At 52.8% G+C, this 19,521-nt stretch carries 20 protein-coding genes; 12 read left to right on the forward strand and 8 right to left on the reverse strand.

Going from position 1 to position 19,521, the window contains the following annotated elements; translation table 11 throughout:
* Nucleotides 1-12: 12 nt before the first annotated feature.
* The 3 genes from ACG1VR_RS08980 to yecR form a co-directional block, all read right to left on the reverse strand.
* Nucleotides 13-465: a DUF3574 domain-containing protein gene (locus ACG1VR_RS08980; protein WP_395490740.1), complete on the reverse strand. Its 453-nt coding sequence runs from the start codon at nt 463-465 to the stop codon at nt 13-15.
* Nucleotides 465-1,739 (reverse strand): hypothetical protein, encoded by a 1,275-nt coding sequence (locus ACG1VR_RS08985; protein ID WP_395490741.1) that lies wholly within the window; start codon nt 1,737-1,739, stop codon nt 465-467. The genes ACG1VR_RS08980 and ACG1VR_RS08985 overlap by 1 nt, the downstream gene beginning before the upstream one ends.
* 138 nt (nt 1,740-1,877) lie before the next feature.
* Nucleotides 1,878-2,219 carry a YecR family lipoprotein gene (gene yecR, locus ACG1VR_RS08990; RefSeq protein ID WP_016537005.1) on the reverse strand — a complete coding sequence of 114 codons (342 nt, stop codon included), beginning with the start codon at nt 2,217-2,219 and terminating at the stop codon, nt 1,878-1,880.
* Nucleotides 2,220-2,561: 342 nt separating this feature from the next.
* Between yecR and ACG1VR_RS08995 the strand changes: the two genes are divergently transcribed.
* The 6 genes from ACG1VR_RS08995 to ACG1VR_RS09020 all read left to right on the forward strand — a co-directional run bounded on the left by ACG1VR_RS08995 (nt 2,562) and on the right by ACG1VR_RS09020 (nt 9,371).
* A complete protein-coding gene (locus ACG1VR_RS08995; protein ID WP_395490742.1) occupies nt 2,562-3,725 on the forward strand; it encodes a methyl-accepting chemotaxis protein in 1,164 nt (387 codons plus the stop codon).
* A 260-nt stretch (nt 3,726-3,985) separates the two neighbouring features.
* Nucleotides 3,986-5,569: an ABC transporter substrate-binding protein gene (locus ACG1VR_RS09000; protein ID WP_395490743.1), complete on the forward strand. Its 1,584-nt coding sequence runs from the start codon at nt 3,986-3,988 to the stop codon at nt 5,567-5,569.
* A 62-nt stretch (nt 5,570-5,631) separates the two neighbouring features.
* The gene (locus tag ACG1VR_RS09005; RefSeq protein WP_016537002.1) at nt 5,632-6,585 is read left to right on the forward strand and encodes an ABC transporter permease; all 954 of its coding nucleotides are present in this window, start codon (nt 5,632-5,634) and stop codon (nt 6,583-6,585) included.
* 3 nt (nt 6,586-6,588) lie between these two features.
* The gene (locus tag ACG1VR_RS09010; RefSeq protein ID WP_395490744.1) at nt 6,589-7,434 is read left to right on the forward strand and encodes an ABC transporter permease; all 846 of its coding nucleotides are present in this window, start codon (nt 6,589-6,591) and stop codon (nt 7,432-7,434) included.
* Nucleotides 7,427-8,404, forward strand: a complete 978-nt coding sequence (locus ACG1VR_RS09015; protein ID WP_395490745.1) for an ABC transporter ATP-binding protein — start codon at nt 7,427-7,429, stop codon at nt 8,402-8,404. The genes ACG1VR_RS09010 and ACG1VR_RS09015 overlap by 8 nt, the downstream gene beginning before the upstream one ends.
* On the forward strand, nt 8,397-9,371 hold the full coding sequence (locus ACG1VR_RS09020; protein WP_395490746.1) for an ABC transporter ATP-binding protein: 975 nt from the start codon (nt 8,397-8,399) through the stop codon (nt 9,369-9,371). The genes ACG1VR_RS09015 and ACG1VR_RS09020 overlap by 8 nt, the downstream gene beginning before the upstream one ends.
* A gap of 15 nt (nt 9,372-9,386) precedes the next feature.
* Here ACG1VR_RS09020 and nadS read toward each other — a convergent pair whose 3' ends face one another.
* Complete coding sequence (gene nadS / locus ACG1VR_RS09025) at nt 9,387-9,692, reverse strand: NadS family protein (RefSeq protein WP_016536998.1); 306 nt, start codon at nt 9,690-9,692, stop codon at nt 9,387-9,389.
* Nucleotides 9,693-10,004, reverse strand: coding sequence for a type II toxin-antitoxin system RelE/ParE family toxin (locus tag ACG1VR_RS09030; RefSeq protein WP_172569626.1), 312 nt, complete (start codon nt 10,002-10,004; stop codon nt 9,693-9,695).
* Nucleotides 10,005-10,199: 195 nt separating this feature from the next.
* On the opposite strand from ACG1VR_RS09030, the gene ACG1VR_RS09035 reads away from it, so the two are divergent.
* Nucleotides 10,200-10,451, forward strand: coding sequence for a DUF2766 family protein (locus tag ACG1VR_RS09035; protein ID WP_016536996.1), 252 nt, complete (start codon nt 10,200-10,202; stop codon nt 10,449-10,451).
* 38 nt (nt 10,452-10,489) lie between these two features.
* On the opposite strand, the gene ACG1VR_RS09040 is transcribed toward ACG1VR_RS09035, so the two are convergent.
* From ACG1VR_RS09040 to uspC, 3 genes are all read right to left on the reverse strand, one after another.
* Nucleotides 10,490-11,836, reverse strand: a complete 1,347-nt coding sequence (locus tag ACG1VR_RS09040; RefSeq protein WP_016536995.1) for an anaerobic C4-dicarboxylate transporter — start codon at nt 11,834-11,836, stop codon at nt 10,490-10,492.
* 186 nt (nt 11,837-12,022) lie between these two features.
* Entirely contained in the window at nt 12,023-12,523 is a 501-nt protein-coding gene (locus tag ACG1VR_RS09045; RefSeq protein WP_172569628.1) for a non-heme ferritin-like protein, read from the reverse strand.
* Nucleotides 12,524-13,233: 710 nt separating this feature from the next.
* Entirely contained in the window at nt 13,234-13,653 is a 420-nt protein-coding gene (gene uspC / locus ACG1VR_RS09050) for a universal stress protein UspC (RefSeq protein WP_395490747.1), read from the reverse strand.
* Nucleotides 13,654-14,591: 938 nt separating this feature from the next.
* On the opposite strand from uspC, the gene flhD reads away from it, so the two are divergent.
* The 5 genes from flhD to cheA all read left to right on the forward strand — a co-directional run bounded on the left by flhD (nt 14,592) and on the right by cheA (nt 19,499).
* Complete coding sequence (gene flhD, locus ACG1VR_RS09055; RefSeq protein ID WP_209420411.1) at nt 14,592-14,942, forward strand: flagellar transcriptional regulator FlhD; 351 nt, start codon at nt 14,592-14,594, stop codon at nt 14,940-14,942.
* A 3-nt stretch (nt 14,943-14,945) separates the two neighbouring features.
* The gene (gene flhC, locus ACG1VR_RS09060; protein ID WP_016536989.1) at nt 14,946-15,524 is read left to right on the forward strand and encodes a flagellar transcriptional regulator FlhC; all 579 of its coding nucleotides are present in this window, start codon (nt 14,946-14,948) and stop codon (nt 15,522-15,524) included.
* Nucleotides 15,525-15,650: 126 nt separating this feature from the next.
* On the forward strand, nt 15,651-16,541 hold the full coding sequence (motA, locus tag ACG1VR_RS09065) for a flagellar motor stator protein MotA (protein ID WP_016536988.1): 891 nt from the start codon (nt 15,651-15,653) through the stop codon (nt 16,539-16,541).
* A complete protein-coding gene (gene motB / locus ACG1VR_RS09070) occupies nt 16,538-17,467 on the forward strand; it encodes a flagellar motor protein MotB (protein ID WP_172569630.1) in 930 nt (309 codons plus the stop codon). Before motA ends, motB begins: the two co-directional genes overlap by 4 nt.
* Nucleotides 17,468-17,477: 10 nt before the next feature.
* Nucleotides 17,478-19,499: a chemotaxis protein CheA gene (gene cheA, locus ACG1VR_RS09075; RefSeq protein ID WP_227317973.1), complete on the forward strand. Its 2,022-nt coding sequence runs from the start codon at nt 17,478-17,480 to the stop codon at nt 19,497-19,499.
* Nucleotides 19,500-19,521: the final 22 nt, after the last annotated feature.

Here is a 19,521-nt window from a genome sequence, read left to right on the forward strand (position 1 = left end):
GCTATCTCGTTATCAGAATGCGGCGCAGACCGGCTGGTCAACGCGCATTACGGATTCCTGCGCAAAGCGGGTTTTATAGATATTACGCAGTTCGTCTACTTTCTTGCTGCTTTCCACATCGCTGCCGCGAATTAACATCAGCGCTTTACTTGGCTCGTGGGTCACTTCGCCTTTCGCATTAAGCCACTGGCCCTTCGCATCATACTCTGTCAGCCCGTCGCGGAAGCGTGGGGTCACGTCCTTATCAACAAAGCTGCGCCATTCTTTGGCGGTGATGATTACACCTGAAGGGCGGCTAATACCGAAGTAGAGCGTGGTTTGCGTCATTGCGTCACCGACCTGGCACTGTTTAGCCGGGGCGGCGGCAGGTGCTGGTGCTACCGGTGCGGTTGTTTTAGCCGGTGCCACGCAGCCAGCCAGTGTCAGAGCCAGCGCTGCTGCCAGTGTTGCTTTATAAAATGCCATTATCCACCTGTCTTACTGTCATCATCATTATTAAAATTAAGTGCGGAAATATTCCGCCGCGTTATCAAATTACAATTCCGTAACTTTGGCAAGCTACCGAGCATAAACAGGGCAATAATAATCCCGAAGATGCCGCTTCCCAGCAGTACCCACTGCGGCGGGAAGTGGTTAGCCAGCGCGCCGGTAAGCGTCGGTAGCAGTAGAGTGATGCCAAGCTGAAGCCGCCAGCTTGAGGCCATCGCCGCGCCAACATGGGCCGGAGCAAAGCTGTCCATAACGTTGAGCGTTGCCACCAAATAAAACCAGTTGCTGAACAGGTGGGCGAGGATGATAAGCGGCACGGCAATCCACAAGCTACCGGACTGCGCAACGCCGAAATAGCAAAGAGTGAAAAAGAGCAGGGCCAGCAGCAGTGGGGCGGTTTTACCGGCACGATGACGAACCTTGTTTTCGCTCAGCACCAGCGGCGCCAGCAGCTGACCCGTGCTGCGGGCGAAGAGTAAAATCAGCCCGTTGTCGGTGTTATCCCCGGGTAAAGAGGGAGCTAAAGCGGGCAGCAGCGCCATTGCAGGGGCGCCAATCATCGCCAGACACGGCAGCAGAAGCAGGCTGCGTCTTTGCTGCGGCTTAAGCGTGCGCCAGCGGAAGCGTGCTAATGAAGATGAGTGCGGGTCATTCTCGTTGGGCATAAAGCAGGCAGCAGCCCGCCAAAGCAGCATCACCGCAAGCAAGAAGCTTAGCGCATCCAGCATCAGCAGTAGCCAGAGGCTCACTTTCCCGTAGAGCAAAGTACCTATACCCACGCCGAAAATGACATTTGCGGCGAACACCAGGGTTTCAACACCCGCGGCGGCAGGCATCAGCTTTTCCGGTAATCCCTTTTTGAATAGCTGGCTGAGTACCGGCACCGTAAGCCCGGTGCTGAAAGCCGCTGCGGCCTGGCTTAACAGCAGCCACACCGGGTGATGGTCGATTAGCGCCCAAAGTGGCAGCGCAAGGCCGCAAAGCCCCGCCATTTCCGCAACGATCAATATCTTAAACGGCGGCCATCGGCGCAGTAGCCGGACGCCGATAAAGCTGGCCGGCAGGCCAGGAGCAAGCGCGAGAACGTAAGCGAGGGAGAGCCAGGCGGGCGTTGCCTGGCTTTGGAGCAGCTGGCTAAAGACCAGCACATAGGTCAGTCCGTTGCCAACGGAAGAGAACAGCAGGGCAAGCCCGATCAGCGCAAACCAGCGGTGCTGGCGCAGGGCGCGTAGCACTAAAAGAGTCATCATCAATTCCTGATAAACAAATAGGTGCAGGCTGCCGTTCCGGGAGCGGCAGCGTGAGATATTTATCGTCAGGCGTGGGTTACATTGGCGAGATGACTCTTTTGCTGAGAATGTGTCAAAAGTAGATGAATTTGCCGGTATTTACCAGTTGCTGGTGACGCCTGCAAATTGCGGCCCGCTAACTCCCCGACACTGGTACTCCAGCACAACCTGGGTATTCAGACACAAGCTGCCGCTAAACGTGGTGCAGGTTTTAATATCGCTGCCGTAAGGCAAGGCGCTGGCATAGCCCCACTGCTGGCACTGGCGGGATGCGGTAGATTGCGCGAGGAATTTGTCTACTTTCGCATTCTGTAACGGCGGCAGATTGTAGGCCAGGCGAACCACGCCGGAAGGCTCGTTGGCATTGAGCGGAACGGGCGTTTTATTCACGGTGCAACCGCCGAGTAACAGGGCGGCCGCGGCCAGATAAATGAGCTTCATCTTTATTTATTCCTCATGCTTAACCCTCGTCATGGTAGCACGCGGTGAGAAAGGAAAAGCCCATTCCGGCAGGCGGGAGCTGAATTTGGCAAAATTCGAGCTTTAAATAATCCCTAATTCAAATTGCAATATAAATGCGTTTTACATAACGGAAATTCCCCACAAAACACTCGGTTATTTTTTGATCAAATAGACGTCAAGTTTTGCTGAAACGTGCCGACAATAGCGCTACGGCGCGATTTAATTTCACTTATGAAGCTATACAAGCGGATAAATCAGGACGGGCGGCGTTTAAAACAGCACAGGATATGCCTTTTAATTTTTGACCGGGGAAACACACAGATGAACGTTATTCGCAATATCAAGATCCGCGCTATGGTGGTATTGATACAAATCCTCTCGACCGTCGCATGGATTAGCGTGGCCGGTATAATGCTATGGCTGCTGTACAGTCTTGAGCAGACCGCGGCGCTGACTGCGGAGCAAAAAAGCTGGATTACCGACGCGCAGTTTATGCTGATGCTTTCGGTGGTGGTAAGCATTGCTATTACTATTTTCACCGAACGCTATCTGTGGTTTTGCCTGGTGAAGCCGGTAAATACCATTCGTAACCATATGCACGTCCTGGCGCGCGGCGAGCTTACCGTGGCTTTGCCCGATCTTGGCCGCAACTGCATTGGCCTGATGGTTCCGCCGATTCAGAAAATGCAGGCCAACTGGGAAAAAGCCGTCAACAGCATTCGGGATAGCGCGGACGCAATACGCGCCAACGCCACGGAAGTCTCAGGGGTCAATACCGATCTCTCTTCCCGTTCGGAGCAGCAGGCTGCCGCGCTGGAGCAGACTAGCGCCAGCATGGAGCAGCTTAACAGCACGGTAAAGCTCAACGCCGATAACGCCAACCACGCCAGCCACCTGGCGCAGAATGCCACTAACACGGCGGTGAACGGCGGCGCTTCGGTAAAACAGGTGGTGAAGACCATGGACGTTATCGCCAGCAGCGCTAACAAAATTGTCGATATTACTACCGTGATCAACAGCATCGCTTTCCAGACCAATATTCTGGCGCTGAATGCGGCAGTTGAGGCCGCAAGAGCAGGCGAGCAGGGAAAAGGCTTCGCCGTGGTCGCCAGCGAAGTCCGCAATCTGGCAAGCCGCAGCGCCGGGGCGGCGAAAGAGATTGAAACCCTGCTTAACGAATCCGTCAGCAACATTCATACCGGCTCGCAGCAGGTTAAAAAGGCCGGTGAAGCGATGGATGAGATCCTGAAAGCCGTTAAGCAGGTTAACGATATTATGGGCGAGATAGCCAGCGCTTCGCTTGAGCAAAGCCAGGGGATTGGGCAGGTCGGCGTGGCGGTAAGGGAAATGGACAGCGTGACCCAGCAAAACGTCAATCTGGTGCAGAAATCCGTACTCTCATCGGGTGAGCTTGAGAAGCAGGCACATTATCTTCACGATGTAGTTGCGATGTTCCGTTCGGGGGAAAGCGCCACGCAGAGATAACCCGCTCGTTTGACTCTACTAAGGCAGCCATATGGCTGCCTTTTTTACGTCTTTTAGCCCTGGCTGAATACCTAAAGGGTGACTGTGTAGCAACTATTTTGTGACGCAGGTTGGTTAAATAATATTCCCTGCTTGCGGGCAGCACAGGCGGCGTGCGGTTAGTCAAAATTCGACTAAGGTTATGCTTTTTAGGTGCATTTACAAGTAGTTACCTGTACCTCACTATGCGGGCTGCAACTTAATAAGGAGTTCCTGAAGCAATGCGTAAACCTTTGATTTTGTCGGCGCTGATAGCCGCCCTGGCGTTAAGCGGCTGCGATAACCCTAAGAATGACACAGCGGCAGCACCTGCCCCGGCGAAAGAAGCCAAACAGGGCGGTAGCCTGATTATCGGCATCACCTCGGGCGACCCGCTGGCGCTGAACCCGCTGTACGCCAGCGACCGCACGACGTTGACTATTATGCAGGCGCTTTATTCGCCTCTTTATAGCTACAACGGCGACAAAATCGAATGGGGGCTGGCCGAAAGCCTGACGCCCGCCGCGGATAACCTCTCCTGGACGCTGAAGCTAAAACCAGGCCTGAAATGGCAGGACGGCCAGCCGATTACCGCTGACGACGTCGTCTTTACCTTCAATAAACTGCTTGATGAGAAGCAGCACAGCTTCTTCCGCAGCATGTTTGTTTACGGCAATAAGCCGCTGGGCGTGAGCAAGATAGATGACCTGACGGTTAAATTTACCCTGCCGCAGGTGAGCGCCGCCTTTGCCGGTACGCTGGTGCAGGTATTCCCTATCCCGCAGCATATTTTTGCCTCCGAGAACGGCGACCTGGAAAAGAGCAGCAAAAACGATGCGCCCGTCGGATCCGGGCCGTTCAAATTTAAAGAATATCGTGCCGGTCAATTCTATGCTCTGACGCGTTTTGACGATTACTGGAACGGGAAACCGAAGCTGGAGTCGGTGACTTATCGCTTCGCCAAAGACTCAAACTCGGCGAACCTTGCGCTGCAAAACGGCGAGATCAACCTCAAAATGGTGGATCCGCAGGACGTTTCCCGGCTGAAGTCGACCGGTAAATTTGACTTTGTGATTTATCCGGAAGGTCGTCTGGCTTATATGACGTTTAACCAGAACGTCGCAAGTATGAAGAGCAAAGCGTTACGCCAGGCCATTGCCTATGCGCTGAACAAGGACGATCTTGTGCAGACGGCGTTCACCTCGCTGGATTATGCCACCCCAGCTGCCTCGATTTTAACGCCGGACACGCTCTACCAGACCAACGACGTCGAGCCGTATAAGTTTGACCTCGAAAAAGCCAAAGCGCTGTTTAAAGCGTCCGGGCAGCAGGAAGGGTTGAAGCTGCGCCTGGCGTATATCAATAGCAACAAGACTCAGGAAAGCATGGGGCTGTATATCCAGCAGCAGCTGAAGGCTATTGGTATTAACGTGGAGTTGTTGCCACTGGACGCTAATGCCATGTCTCAGCGCAGCCAGGATATGAACAATACCGCCTATGAGCTGAGCCTGGGAGGCTACATTATGGGCGCGGAGCCGGACGGCTATAAGTCTTTGTATATGAGCAACGAAGCCTATAACTATGCACACTACAAAAATCCGGCATTTGACGCATTGTGGGAGCAGGGAGCAACTGAAACGGATGCGGCCAAACGCGGTGCTATTTATAAGCAAATTCAGCAAACGGTAGCGAACGATATGGCATGGTATCCCATAGCGTATACCAATGCGGTTGTCGCGGTGGATAAACGTTTTGGCGGCACCAAAGAAGCCGAACCTAAGCCGGTCTATATGTTCCAGGATCTGTCGAAGATTTATCAACAATAACCAGCATTGACCCTCATCCGGCCTTCTCTTTGGGAGAGGGCGGGGTGAGGGGAGTAGAAAATATGAATAACCTGTTCCTCCGGCGGCTGCTGCAACTGCTGCCAATGTTGCTATTTATCTCGCTGGTCTCTTTCCTGCTGGTGAAGCTCGCGCCGGGCGATCCCTTACAGGCGTATATTACGCCGCGCATGAGCCCGGAAGACATTGAGCGTATTCGCCAAAGCATGGGGCTGGATAAGCCCTTGCCGGTGCAGTATTTACTCTGGCTGAAAAACCTGCTGCACGGTGACCTTGGCTACTCGCTGATTTACCATCGCCCGGTGCTCACGATGATTGCCGAACGCATTCCCGCTACGCTTGGGCTAATGGGGGCTTCGCTGCTGCTGGCTATCGTACTTGCCATACCGCTTGGTCTGCTAGCCGGGGCGTATAAGCATCGCTGGCTGGATAACGTGCTGAATCTTTTTGCCTATGTTGGCATTTCTGTGCCGATTTTCTGGTTTGGCATTTTGCTGATTACGGTATTTTCGGTGCAGCTGAACTGGCTGCCGAGCATGGGAATGCGCACCATCGGCATGGAGGACTCCTGGCTTGACGTTGTGCGCCACGGTATTTTGCCCTGCATCGCGCTGACCTTTTACAACCTCTCCAGCTATGTGCGCTACATCCGCTCCAACACCATTAGCCAGCTGTCGGCGGATTACGTGCAAACTCAGCTGGCCTACGGGGCAACCCGTCGCTCGATTCTCTTCCGCCATGTGCTGAAAAACGTTTTGCTGCCGGTGATTACGCTGTTTGGGCTTTCCTTCGGTGAACTGGTGGTCGGCGCTTACGTGACCGAAAGCGTCTTTTCGTGGCCCGGCATGGGGCTGCTCGGCATTCAGTCCATCACCTCGCTGGACTACCCGCTGATCATGGCGATTATCCTGCTTTCCTCCATTATGCTGGTCACCGGTAATCTGCTGGCGGACCTTTTGTATCGCGTGGCTGACCCGCGCATTAAGGCGCTGAGGTAGCTAATGAGCAGAAGATGGCAACAGTTTAAACATGGGATGAAGCGAAACCGTCCGGCGCAGTTTTCTCTGGCGGTATTGGTTATTTTTACGCTAGCCGCGTTATCCGCATTTTTCAGCCCCTGGGACCCAAATCAGATGTCGCTCCAGGCCCGTATGCTTCCGCCCCAGGGCAGCCACTGGTTTGGCACCGACGAGTACGGGCGCGACTATTTTACCCGGGCGCTGTACGGCGGGCAGATATCGCTGATGGTGGGTTTTCTGGCGATGGTGTTCTCAACGCTTATCGGCACGCTGGTGGGGACGGTGAGCGGCTATTTTGGCGGCAGAATTGATAACCTGCTGATGAGGCTGGTGGATATTCTGATGTCGATTCCGGCGTTTTTCCTGCTGCTGGTGCTTAACGCCTACCTGAAGCCCGGCATCGCCAATATTATTTTGATTATCAGCGCGCTAACGTGGATGAACATGTCGCGCATGATCCGGGCCGAAACGCTGTCGGTTAAAGAGCGTGAATACGTCATCTATGCCCGGGCTTCGGGAGAGCATCCTTTGCTGATTATTGCGCGCCATATTATTCCAAATATTTTACCGACGATTATCGTGGCGGCGACGCTGAATATCGCTTCAGCCATTTTGATGGAGTCAACGTTGAGCTTTCTTGGCCTTGGCGTTCAGCAGCCGCATGCTTCCTGGGGCAGTATGCTGAATAACGCCCAATCTTATATCGGGGAAGCATCCTGGCTGGCGATGTTCCCCGGCGTTTTGATCCTGCTGACGGTGCTTAGTTTTAATGTCCTCGGGGATGTGTTCCGTACCGCTTTTGAACCGGGGGCGAACCGCAATGAGTAACCTGCTGGAAATAGACAACCTCAAAACCTCATTCTTCACCCGAGAAGGCGAAGTTCACGCGGTGCGCGGCGTCAGTTTTAATCTGCGGCGCGGGGAAGTCGTCGGGATTGTCGGCGAGTCCGGCTGCGGTAAAAGCGTGACCTGTAAATCGGTCATCAACTTGCTGGGAGCAAACGGCAAGATAGTTGGCGGGCATATTCGCTTTCAGGCAGAGGACCTGGCCCGCAAAACCGCCGGGCAAATGCGGCAGCTGCGCGGAAATGAAATAGCCATGATTTTTCAGGATCCGATGACCGCCCTGAATCCGGTGTTGACCATCGGCAAACAGATGAGCGAGATCCTGATTCGCCACCAGCGGCTAAGCAGAAAAGCGGCTAAAGAAAAAGCCATCGCCATGCTCGGGCAGGTCGGGATTGCCCAGCCAGAAAAACGCTATGAGCAGTATCCGCACGAGTTTAGCGGCGGCATGCGCCAGAGGGTGATGATAGCTATCGCGCTCTCCTGCCGTCCGTCGTTGCTGATTGCCGATGAGCCAACAACGGCTCTGGACGTTACCATCCAGGCGCAAATTCTGCGGCTGCTCAAGCAGCTCCAGCAGCAGACCGATACCGCTATTTTGCTGATTACTCACGATTTGGGGGTAGTGGCGCAGGTTTGTTCGCGCGTGGTGGTGATGTATGGCGGGCTGGTGATGGAGCAGGGCAGCGTTGAAGATATCTTTTATCGCCCGGCGCATCCTTATACTCGAGGGCTTCTGGCATCGCTCCCGCGCCCTGACGGAGAAGGGGAGCGCCTTTCGCCGATCGAGGGCAGCCCGCCGGGGCTGCTTAATCCGCCGGCCGGTTGTCCGTTTGCCGCGCGCTGCCCGCAGCGTATGGCAAAGTGTGCTGAGCCTGTAGATAAATACGCCGTGGCTCCGGGGCACGAAGCCAGCTGCTGGCTGTGGGAGCAGGAGGCCGCCCATGTCTGAAACTAAACCGCTGATCCGCGTTCGCGGATTGAGTAAACATTTTACTTCCAGCCGGGGATGGTTCGGCAAAAACACAGCCTTAAAAGCGGTGGATAATGTCAGTCTTGATATTCTTCCGGGAGAAACATACGGCCTGGTGGGCGAGTCCGGCTGCGGTAAGTCCACGCTCGGGCGCAGCATATTACGGCTGTTCGACGTCACTTCAGGCGAAATCGAGTTCGCGGGGCAAAATATCGCGGAGCTAAGTGAGCGGCAGCTTAAGCCGCTGCGTCGCCGCATGCAGTCAATTTTCCAGGATCCGTGGTCGTCGCTGAACCCGGGCATGACGGTCGCGCAGCTGATTGCCGAGCCGATGCGGATCCACGGTTATGACGCGCAGCTGCGAGCATCGCGCACGCTTGAATTACTAAAACGAGTTGGGCTGAACGAGGAACATCTTGACCGCTTTCCTCACGAGTTCAGCGGCGGCCAGCGCCAGCGGATAAGCATTGCCAGGGCGCTGTCGGTTAACCCCGAGTTTGTGCTGTGTGACGAGCCGCTGTCAGCGCTGGATGTCTCGGTGCAGGCTCAGGTGGTCAATTTGCTTCAGGATTTGCAGCAGGCATTCGGGCTGACTTATCTCTTTATTGCCCATGATTTGTCGATGGTGCGCCATATCTCTGACCGCATCGGCGTAATGTATCTCGGTTCGCTGGTGGAAGAGGCGCCGGCGGAGCGGCTTTATCATCAGCCTGCCCACCCTTATACCCGGGCGCTGCTGGCCTCTATTCCGGTTGCCGACCCTCATGTTCAGATGCTGGAGCAGGGGAGCTTAAAAGGCGAAAATACCGGGGAGTTTGCTTCGCAATCAGGATGTAAATTTGCGGGCCGCTGCCCACGGGCTATGGAGCAATGCCGTGAGCAGGCACCGCAGATGAAAGAGATAGCCCCCGGGCATCGTGTTGCCTGCTGGCAGTTTGAAAAATAGAGACTGCCGGGGTATTCAGGCCCCGGCGTCCGGTGGGGCAAGTGCCGGGATGACATGAAGCGGATCGTTCTGAATTGCCCGCAGCAGCGCACGGGCAGGGCCGGTAGGTTCACGGCGGCCCTGCTCCCAGTTTTTTAACGTATCGACACTAACGGCGATAAGCGCGGCAAATTTTGCCTGTGAAAGCCCGGTTGCCTGGCGAATAGTCTTCACCTGTATGGCGGTAACCAGCGTGGTGCGGCCTGCTTCACGCGTCCCCTCTATTATTTCGTTCATTTCCGCCATGCTGGCGGTCAGACGTTCAAAAAGCTGCTTATCCATTTACCACCTCTCATTTAGTTTGCGCAACAGCTGCTTCTCGGCCTCGCTCAGGTCGGTTTTTATCCCTTTTTGATAAATCAGCAGCAATCTGATGACATAAAAGGCTGACTTATGAAAATAGATAACCCGCACACCGCCGCGTTTTCCTTTGCCTTTGGAGGGCCAGCGAATTTTACGCAACCCACCGCTATCAGGGATTACGTCTCCGCTGTTGGGGTTGAAGGCCAGGTACGCCTGAAACTGGGCAAACTCCTGGTCCGTGAGTAAAGTCGCGACATCATGGGTAAAGATGGGGCTTTCTATAAAGAGCATATTATCCGCCATTGGCGTATGGCCAGGTCAGGTTATCAAACTGAGGGTGTAAGTCAATGGCTTAGTTAAATATCATACAGTTTTATTTTTTTCTTACTTTGATGCGGGTTTTCCGAGGCGCTTTCCAGCAATGTTCTGTTGCCTCGTCAGGAGGGGCGCGGGTAGACTGTCGCGCAATTAAAACAGGAGATTAAAATGGCCGAACAACTTTCCGCTGACCAGGAACTGGTTTCCGATGTCGTGGCTTGCCAGCTGGTAATTAAACAAATTCTTGATGTGATTGACGTGATTGCTCCGGTTGAAGTGCGCGAAAAAATGGCGGAGCAGCTGAAAACTATCGACTTTACCACCCACCCGGCGGCGGTAGATCCGGTAACTCGCCGTGCGATTCAAAAAGCGATTGCCCTGATCGAACTGAAGTTTACTCAGCAAAAAGACGCTCATTAAACACTGCACCCTCCCTTCCGGGAGGGCGTATTTCCTGCTTATAAAAATGTCTGCACCAGCAGATAGCTGGCAACGCACGAACTAATCACGCCGATAAGCCCCGGCAGAATAAAGCTGTGGTTAAGAATAAATTTCCCAATTCGCGTAGTGCCGGAGCGGTCAAATCCGATGCAGGCCAGGTCGCTTGGGTAGGTCGGCAAGATAAAGTAGCCGTAGGAGGCGGGGAAAAAAGCAATCAGCATTTTAGGCTCGACGCCGAGCATTAATCCCATCGGCGCCACCGCTGTTAAGGCTGCGGCCTGGCTGTTTACCAGCTTCGAAACCAGAAACAGCACGATAGCGTAAGTCCACGGATGGCTCTGCACGACGCCTTCCAGCGCCTGCTTGAGTTCGCCCAGATGGGCCTGGAAAAAAGTGTCGCTCATCCACGCCACGCCGAACACCGAGAAGATGGCAACCATCCCCGCCTTGAATACCGCGCCGTTAGATATTGCGCTGAAGTTCACCTTGCAGGTGACGAGCATCACCGCCCCGGCGATCAACATCATCATCTGGATCACGAGATTCATCGACAGCGCCTTCATCACGCCTTTTACCGCAAACGAAGGGCGCAGCTCTGGAAAGGCACCGAGTAACACGACGGCGAGAATCGCGAGAAAGAAGATCCACGTTGACCACCATGCCTGCTTCGGGAAGGTCTGGTTCATTAATGTGTCGGTACTGCCGAAGATGAATTCGCGCTGCTTAGGATCCCGAAGTTTTGCCTGAAATTCCTCGTCGTCTTCCAGTGCTTTGCCGCGACGAAGGCTCCAGAGCGCGGCAATCAGTACGCCAAACAGCGAGGCAGGTACGGAGATGGATAGGATCTCAAGAATTCCCCAGGCGTGTGGAATAACGCCGTGTCCTGCCGCCAGTATAGAAACCAGAGAAACGACCGCTACCGAGACCGGTGAGGCGGTAATAGCCATCTGAGAGGCAACGGAAGCGACCGCCATTGGCCGCTCCGGACGGATGCCTTTTTTCAGCGCAATATCGGCAATAATCGGGAACATGGTATAAACCACATGCCCCGTGCCGCATAAAAAGGTCAGCATCCACGTGGTAAAAGGGGCCAGCAGCGTGATGTGCTGCGGATGCCGCCGCAGCAGGCGTTCGGCAAACTGCATCATGACGTTCAGCCCGCCTGCGGTTTGTAGCGTGGCGGCACAGCCGATGACCGCAAGGATCGTAAGCATCACGTCTACCGGGGGTTTGCCCGGTTCCAGCCCGAAAATAAAGGTCAGAATAAACAGGCCGATACCGCTAATCAGGCCCAGCCCCATCCCGCCAAAACGGGTACCGGCCAGCAAACATAAAATAATGACAATAAATTCGATGGTTATCATAAGTGCCTCTGAAAGTGATGATTAACAGAAGCATTACAAAATGTAAGGTTATATTTTGTGGAATAGATCTTATTTGTTAAATGATAATAAAAACATCTGCTTGGTAACTATTTATTAACATTCTGGCGTGGGGGGGAGGAAATCAACACCCCGGGCTGAGCCGGGGCCAACAACAAAGGCTAAGCTTCAGTGGCAGCGGTCTATTAGTTCGAGCAGCTTTCGGTCCGCCTGATTCATGCACAATCCGGCGCTTTTGGCCTCCTTCACCTGTTCAAGAATGGCCAACAATATCTTCCCATCCCGATCCTGCTCTTTGCTTAGCGACACCAAAAAACTCTCCACCTTTCCGGCATTGGCGGCCCGGGCTTCTTCTTTCAGCCCGGACAGCGTGTCATGCCGAAGGTAGTAATCATCCAGCGTTTGCTGGAACAACTCTTCCAGGTTCAGGCATTCGCACTTTGGCGGCGGCATAGTCCCTACGCTCGGCATTCCGCCTGACTGCTTCATAAAGTTGAAAACCCGCATCATGTGGGTCACGTTGTTTTGAGCCTGGCTACGCAAAAAATTGGCGCTGCCGGTCAGGCTGTGTTGAGTGCACCAGGCGCTCAGGTGCAGGCAGAGGTGTGAGGAGTAAAATTCCCGGTTTATTTGGGCATTAAGTCTCTGGATCAGGCTGGCAGCAGGCATATTAACATCCTTATTCATGGAACATGTTACGGGCAATTAAGTAAACATACTCTGCAATTAATAGCGGTAAAAGTCTTAAAAAGAATTATTTGTTTTTTATTTTAAAGCAAATGAATTCATTCCTGCGCAGGCATGAGGTGCTAATGTAACTCATTGTTATTGATGTATAATATATTCTATATATCATTGTTTTATTTATTTTTTTTTGAAAGTTGAGGAGGTGTGTGGATGAGGATTTTAAATTTATTGTGTTAATACAGTTTTATTGCATGAGTAACTTTAGCCACACTTAAATAGATCGGGTTGCACGTCATTTTTTGCACAGAACCCCCCGCTGTCGATATTTTAAAAAATTGCGTTCGGCCAATAAATAGCAAAAGATTGATCTGGTCATTTCCTGTTCGGTGTGCTTTCAGGGGACCAACATCCGCTGGCCCGGCTAATGAATAGGTTCCGACCGACTATCGTAAATCCTTATGACCGGGCGAGTGTCGTTGGGGTCTCTGTTGGGGACCGGAGTGGATGATTTTATGGGCAAAAATATATCGGTTATTTTAAAGCCGTGCGGGCGGAAGAAAATAAAGATGGAATCAGGGTAAAAAGTTGCTCTTTCATAAACTGACGAAATTAGTCTCTATGGAATAACCTGGAATATAGAGAACAACATTGCCGGGAAGCGGAAGCTTCTCCGCTTCCTGTTGTGGCCGGAGTTAAAGCGGGACCAGCAGAACGTCTACCGCGCTGGCGGCGACTACGGCTTTGGCCGAGCACATGATTTTAGAGAAAAAACTCTGGTTATGATTGCCGCAAATGACCAAATCAACATCCTGCCTTTCGCAGATGTTGAGGATATGTTCGCTTAGTTCCCCACTGGAAATAATTATATTTTCAATAGGATATTGCGCTTTTTCTCTTATCTCATCGAGAAAAAGATGAGTCTCCTCCAGCATCAACTCGCGCAGGTTTTCCATCATCGGAGCGGCAAGCTGGTTATACAGTTCCGGATCTGAGGCGAGGGTGACCAGAGTAATTCGCCCGTTGACGGGTTTAACGATGGAGACGGCCTTCTGCACCAGGAGGTGGCTTTCAGGCGTGACGGCAACAGCAACCAGTACGTGGCTATAGCTCATAATCTCACCCCACATTTAGCGTGAATTGTTAACATTTTCTTACACCAGATGTTGCTCAGGCGCAACGGCAATCACCATACGAATTGTGAAGCTAATCATAGAAATTGTTCAGTTATTCTTATGAAACGAATTTGCAACATTACTGAGTAGTAGATCTGTGAAAATTTACCATCAGTCTCGCGGATTAATTTGCGAACCTGGATCGGGCGATAAGTTTCGATAACTGCCTCTTTTGAAATCCCTGCACTCGGATAAACTTCAGTTATAATTTAGGTTAAGTCCATGAATATAAGCAGATTACTCCTGACTGCATTCGCAAAATGTGATCGCTTATGCATTCCTAAGCAACGGTATCGTATAAAAAGCTACGGTAACTCATGCAGTTGTGAGTTTTTGGTATAACTATTCACTCCTGGCCGTGAGGAAAATTCTTGATCTGGCTAATAATTATGCAAATGAAAAGCGATTCTGATGCTTCTCACCTCTTTGGGTGATGTATTTATGTGATCTGCGTCACATAAATTCCAAAATCGCAGGTGGCTGCATTGTATGTGCCAGGGGCTACGAGTAGAGTTTGCCCGAATTAGGAAAAATCTTAGTTTTTTGTAATAAAATGATGAACGACAACATACGTTCGGGCTTTGTCAGGGAAAGGGCTTCTACCGCAGAGTGCGGGGAGTTTAGTCAGAGCGTAAGATTTATCCGTGCATTTTGGCCGTAACGATTGTTTTAATTCTACCGGGGCAACCCGGCGACATCGCGGGGTGCGGTAACAACCCCCTAATAGTTCAGAAAACAGGTATGAGTGCGACAGGTTCGCTCCGGTTTCTTGCAGCCGTAAGTTTCTGGAGAATTTTCTGTGTTTGACACTGTACTGTCATCCGAAATATTTAGGCTAGGCCGCATACAATAATAGTTGGTTATTCGGGATGGAAAAAATGCATACTTCCGAGTTGCTAAAACATATTTACGACATTAATTTGTCGTACTTATTGCTTGCACAGCGTCTTATTAGTCAGGACAAAGCTTCAGCAATGTTTCGATTAGGAATCGCTGAAGATATGGCAAATACTCTGGGCGAATTAACGCTGCCACAGATGGTTAAATTGGCGGAAACTAACCAATTAGTGTGTCAGTTTCGTTTTAACGATCACCAAACGATTACTCGCTTAACGCAAGACTCCCGTGTGGATGATTTACAGCAAATTCATACCGGTATTTTGTTATCTACCCGTTTACTGAATGAGGTGTCGACGCCTGCCGAGGCACCTAAGAAAAAAAGGGCATAACAAATGAGCGAGAAAAGTATTGTCCAGGAAGCTCGCGACATTCAGCTTGCAATGGAGCTGATAACACTCGGTGCACGACTGCAAATGCTGGAAAGCGAAACGCAGTTGAGCCGGGGTCGCCTGATCAAACTCTACAAAGAACTCCGTGGAAGTCCTCCTCCAAAAGGGATGCTGCCTTTCTCTACCGATTGGTTTATGACCTGGGAGCAAAATATTCATGCTTCCATGTTCTGTAATGCCTGGCAGTTTTTACTTCGAAGTGGGCTATGTACCGGCGTTGATGCGGTTATCAAAGCCTATCGCCTGTATCTTGAACAATGTCCTTCCCAGCCGGAAGGTCCTCTGCTGGCGCTAACCCGCGCCTGGACGCTGGTGCGTTTTGTTGAGAGCGGCATGCTCCAGCTCAGCCAGTGCAACTGCTGTAATGGCAATTTTATCACTCACGCGCATCAGCCGGTGGGCAGCTTTGCCTGCAGTCTGTGCCAACCGCCATCACGAGCGGTAAAAAGACGTAAACTTTCCCAGAACACTGCCGATATTATTCCACAACTGCTGGATGACCAGGTGGAACAGGCTGTTTAACAGATTCTGTGTTTGAGCATTCCAGCAGCGGTGAGTGATTGCCGCTGCTTTTTTTATGCCCGCACATAACGCTGCTTCTGCCTTCCTGGGCATCCTCGCTACACTCAACGGCGTAAGGATGATCTCGTGCTGATTTTAATAGGTTACCTGGTTGTTATAGGGACAGTGTTCGGCGGTTATATGTTAACCGGCGGCCACCTTGGCGCACTTTATCAACCAGCTGAGTTTATCATCATTGGTGGGGCGGGTATTGGGGCGTTCATTGTAGGGAATAACGGTAAAGCGATTAAGGGCACCTTAAAAGCGCTTCCGCTGCTCTTCAGACGTTCAAAATATACCAAAAGCATGTATATGGATTTGATGGCATTGCTTTATCGGCTGATGGCTAAGTCTCGTCAGCAGGGTATGTTTTCACTTGAAAGAGACATCGAAAATCCCAAAGAAAGTGAAATCTTTGCCAGCTACCCGCGTATTTTAGCGGACACTATGATGCTTGATTTCATTGTTGATTATCTGCGTCTTATCATCAGCGGAAATATGAATACCTTCGAAATTGAAGCGTTGATGGATGAAGAAATCGAGACTCATGAAAGCGAGTCGGAAATACCTGCCAATAGCCTTGCGCTAATGGGGGATTCATTACCGGCATTCGGTATCGTTGCCGCAGTAATGGGCGTAGTACACGCTTTGGCTTCTGCCGACAGACCCGCTGCGGAGCTGGGCGCGTTAATTGCGCACGCAATGGTAGGGACCTTCCTGGGTATTTTACTGGCCTACGGTTTTATTTCCCCGCTGGCGAGCGTGCTGCGCCAAAAAAGCGCTGAAACCACTAAGATGATGCAGTGTGTAAAAGTTACATTATTGTCCAGTCTCAACGGGTACGCGCCGCCTATCGCCGTCGAATTTGGCCGTAAAACGCTCTACTCAAGCGAGCGTCCGTCGTTCATTGAGCTTGAAGAGCACGTCCGGGCCGTACGCTCTCCGAACGGACAGCGCGCGACGGAAGAAGAAGTATGAAAAACCAGGCTCACCCCATCGTTGTTGTAAAACGCCGCAAGCACAAGGGCCACGGTGGGGCGGCCCATGGCTCATGGAAAATTGCCTATGCGGACTTTATGACCGCGATGATGGCCTTCTTCCTGGTGATGTGGCTGATTTCTATCTCCAGCCCGAAAGAGCTGGCGCAAATTGCCGACTATTTCCGTACTCCGCTGGCGCAGGCGATTACCGGCGGCCAGCGTATCGCCGACAGCGACAGCCCGATCCCCGGCGGCGGTGATGATGTCACCCAGCAGCAGGGCGAAGTTAAAAAACAGCCCAATATCGAAGAATTGCGCAAGCGTATGGAAGCCAACCGCCTGAAGCGGATTAAAGGCGACCTGGATCAGCTAATTGAGTCCGATCCGAAACTGCGTGCGCTGCGCCCGCATTTGCAGATAGATCTGGTGCAGGAAGGTCTGCGCATCCAGATTATCGACAGCCAGAACCGCCCGATGTTTAAAAACGGGAGCGCGGAAGTTGAGCCGTATATGCGCGATATTCTGCGCAAAATTGCTCCGGTGCTGAACGGTATTCCTAACAAAATCAGCCTGTCCGGCCATACAGATGACCTGCCTTACGCCAACGGCGAGCGCGGGTACAGCAACTGGGAGCTTTCCGCCGACCGCGCTAACGCCTCCCGCCGCGAGCTGGTTGCCGGTGGGCTGGACGATGGAAAAGTTCTGCGTGTGATCGGTATGTCCTCGCAGATGAGCCTCTCCAAACGTGGGGGCGGTGACGCCATTAACCGTCGCATCAGTCTGCTGGTGCTTAATAAACAGACCGAAGACGCCATCATGCACGAGAACTCGGAGAGTGATAACCAGCCGGTTAGCGTTCTGCAACAGGTTCCTGTGGCGGCTCCGGTGAATAATACAATTGCGCCACAACCGGCTACGAGGTGATAGCGTGAGCATGGATATCAGTGATTTTTACCAGACATTTTTTGACGAAGCCGACGAGCTATTGGCCGACATGGAGCAGCATCTTCTGGATCTGGTGCCCGAAGCGCCGGACTCCGAACAGCTAAACGCCATTTTCCGTGCGGCCCACTCGATTAAGGGCGGGGCAGGGACTTTTGGCTTCTCCGTGTTGCAGGAGACCACTCACCTGATGGAAAACCTGCTGGACGAGGCGCGGCGCGGTGAGATGCAGCTTAACACCGATATCATCAACCTGTTTTTGGAAACCAAGGATATTATGCAGGAACAGTTGGACGCTTATAAAAACTCTGAAGAGCCGGACGCAGCAAGCTTCGACTACATCTGTAAGGCGCTGCGCCAGCTGGCTCTTGAGGCCAAAGGTGAAGCCCCAACGGCACCGGCGAAACTGTCAGTGGTTGAAACCGAGCAGGCCGCTCCGGCTTCGACGGATAATGGCGGCAGACTGCGCGTAGTTATCGACGGGCTGAAAGAGGCCGAACTCGATCTGATGCTCGAAGAGTTGGGCAATCTTGGCACCGTGAGCGACGTAGTGAAAGATGCCGCATCCGTAACCGCCACGCTTGAAACCAGCGTTAGCGAAGACGACATCACCGCTGTGCTCTGCTTTGTGATTGAACCAGAGCAGATTAGCTTTGTTCCGGTAACCGCCGCTGCCAGCGCTCCTGCCGTGGCCGAAACAACCGCCGTGGTGGCTCCCGAAGCTCCGGCTCAAACAGCCGTTGCCGTGCAAAAAGCCGGATTACCCGAGCCGCTGACTCCGGCAACCGGCCGCGTAGAACGTGATAAGCCTGCGGCCCGCGCCTCTGAATCAACCAGCATTCGCGTAGCGGTAGAAAAAGTTGACCAGTTGATTAACCTGGTCGGCGAACTGGTCATTACCCAGTCGATGCTGGCCCAGCGCTCCAACGAGCTTGACCCGGTGAATCACGGCGACCTGATTACCAGCATGGGGCAGCTACAGCGCAATGCCCGCGACCTGCAAGAGTCCGTAATGTCCATCCGCATGATGCCGATGGAATACGTGTTCAGCCGCTTCCCGCGCCTGGTGCGGGACCTTGCCGGTAAACTGAATAAGCAGGTAGAGCTGACGCTGATGGGCAGCTCCACCGAACTGGATAAAAGCCTGATCGAACGCATTATCGATCCGCTAACGCACCTGGTGCGTAACAGCCTGGACCACGGCATCGAGTCGCCGGAAAAACGTCTTGCTGCCGGGAAATCTGAGGTCGGCAACCTGATCCTCTCTGCGGAGCATCAGGGCGGCAATATCTGCATCGAAGTGACCGATGACGGAGCAGGGCTGAACCGCGAGCGTATTCTGGCTAAAGCTCTGTCTCAGGGGATGCCGGTTAGCGAGAGCATGAGCGATGATGAAGTCGGCATGCTTATCTTCGCGCCTGGCTTCTCTACCGCCGAGCAGGTCACGGACGTTTCCGGGCGCGGCGTGGGCATGGACGTAGTGAAGCGTAATATCCAGGAAATGGGCGGCCATGTTGAAATCCAGTCTAAGGCTGGGGCAGGCACCACCATTCGCATTCTGCTGCCGTTGACGCTCGCTATCCTCGACGGGATGTCGGTCAAAGTCAGCAACGAAGTCTTTATTCTGCCGCTGAACGCGGTAATGGAATCTCTGCAACCGCAGGAAGAAGACCTGCATCCGCTGGCGGGCGGCGAACGCGTGCTGGAAGTGCGCGGTGAATACCTGCCGCTGGTAGAGTTGTGGAAAGTCTTCGACGTTCAGGGAGCCAAAACCGAGGCGACTCAGGGCATTGTGGTTATTTTGCAAAGTGCCGGTCGTCGCTATGCGCTGCTGGTCGATCAGCTGATTGGTCAGCATCAGGTTGTGGTTAAAAACCTTGAAAGCAATTACCGCAAAGTGCCGGGCATTTCTGCTGCCACCATTTTGGGTGACGGCAGCGTGGCGCTGATCGTCGATGTCTCTGCGCTGCAGGGGCTGAACCGTGAACAACGTCTGGCGCTAACCGTCGCCTGATTAACTGCTTAAGAAAATAGGT

The organism is Cedecea davisae, assembly GCF_044095835.1.
GTDB classification, from domain to species: domain Bacteria; phylum Pseudomonadota; class Gammaproteobacteria; order Enterobacterales; family Enterobacteriaceae; genus Cedecea; species Cedecea davisae.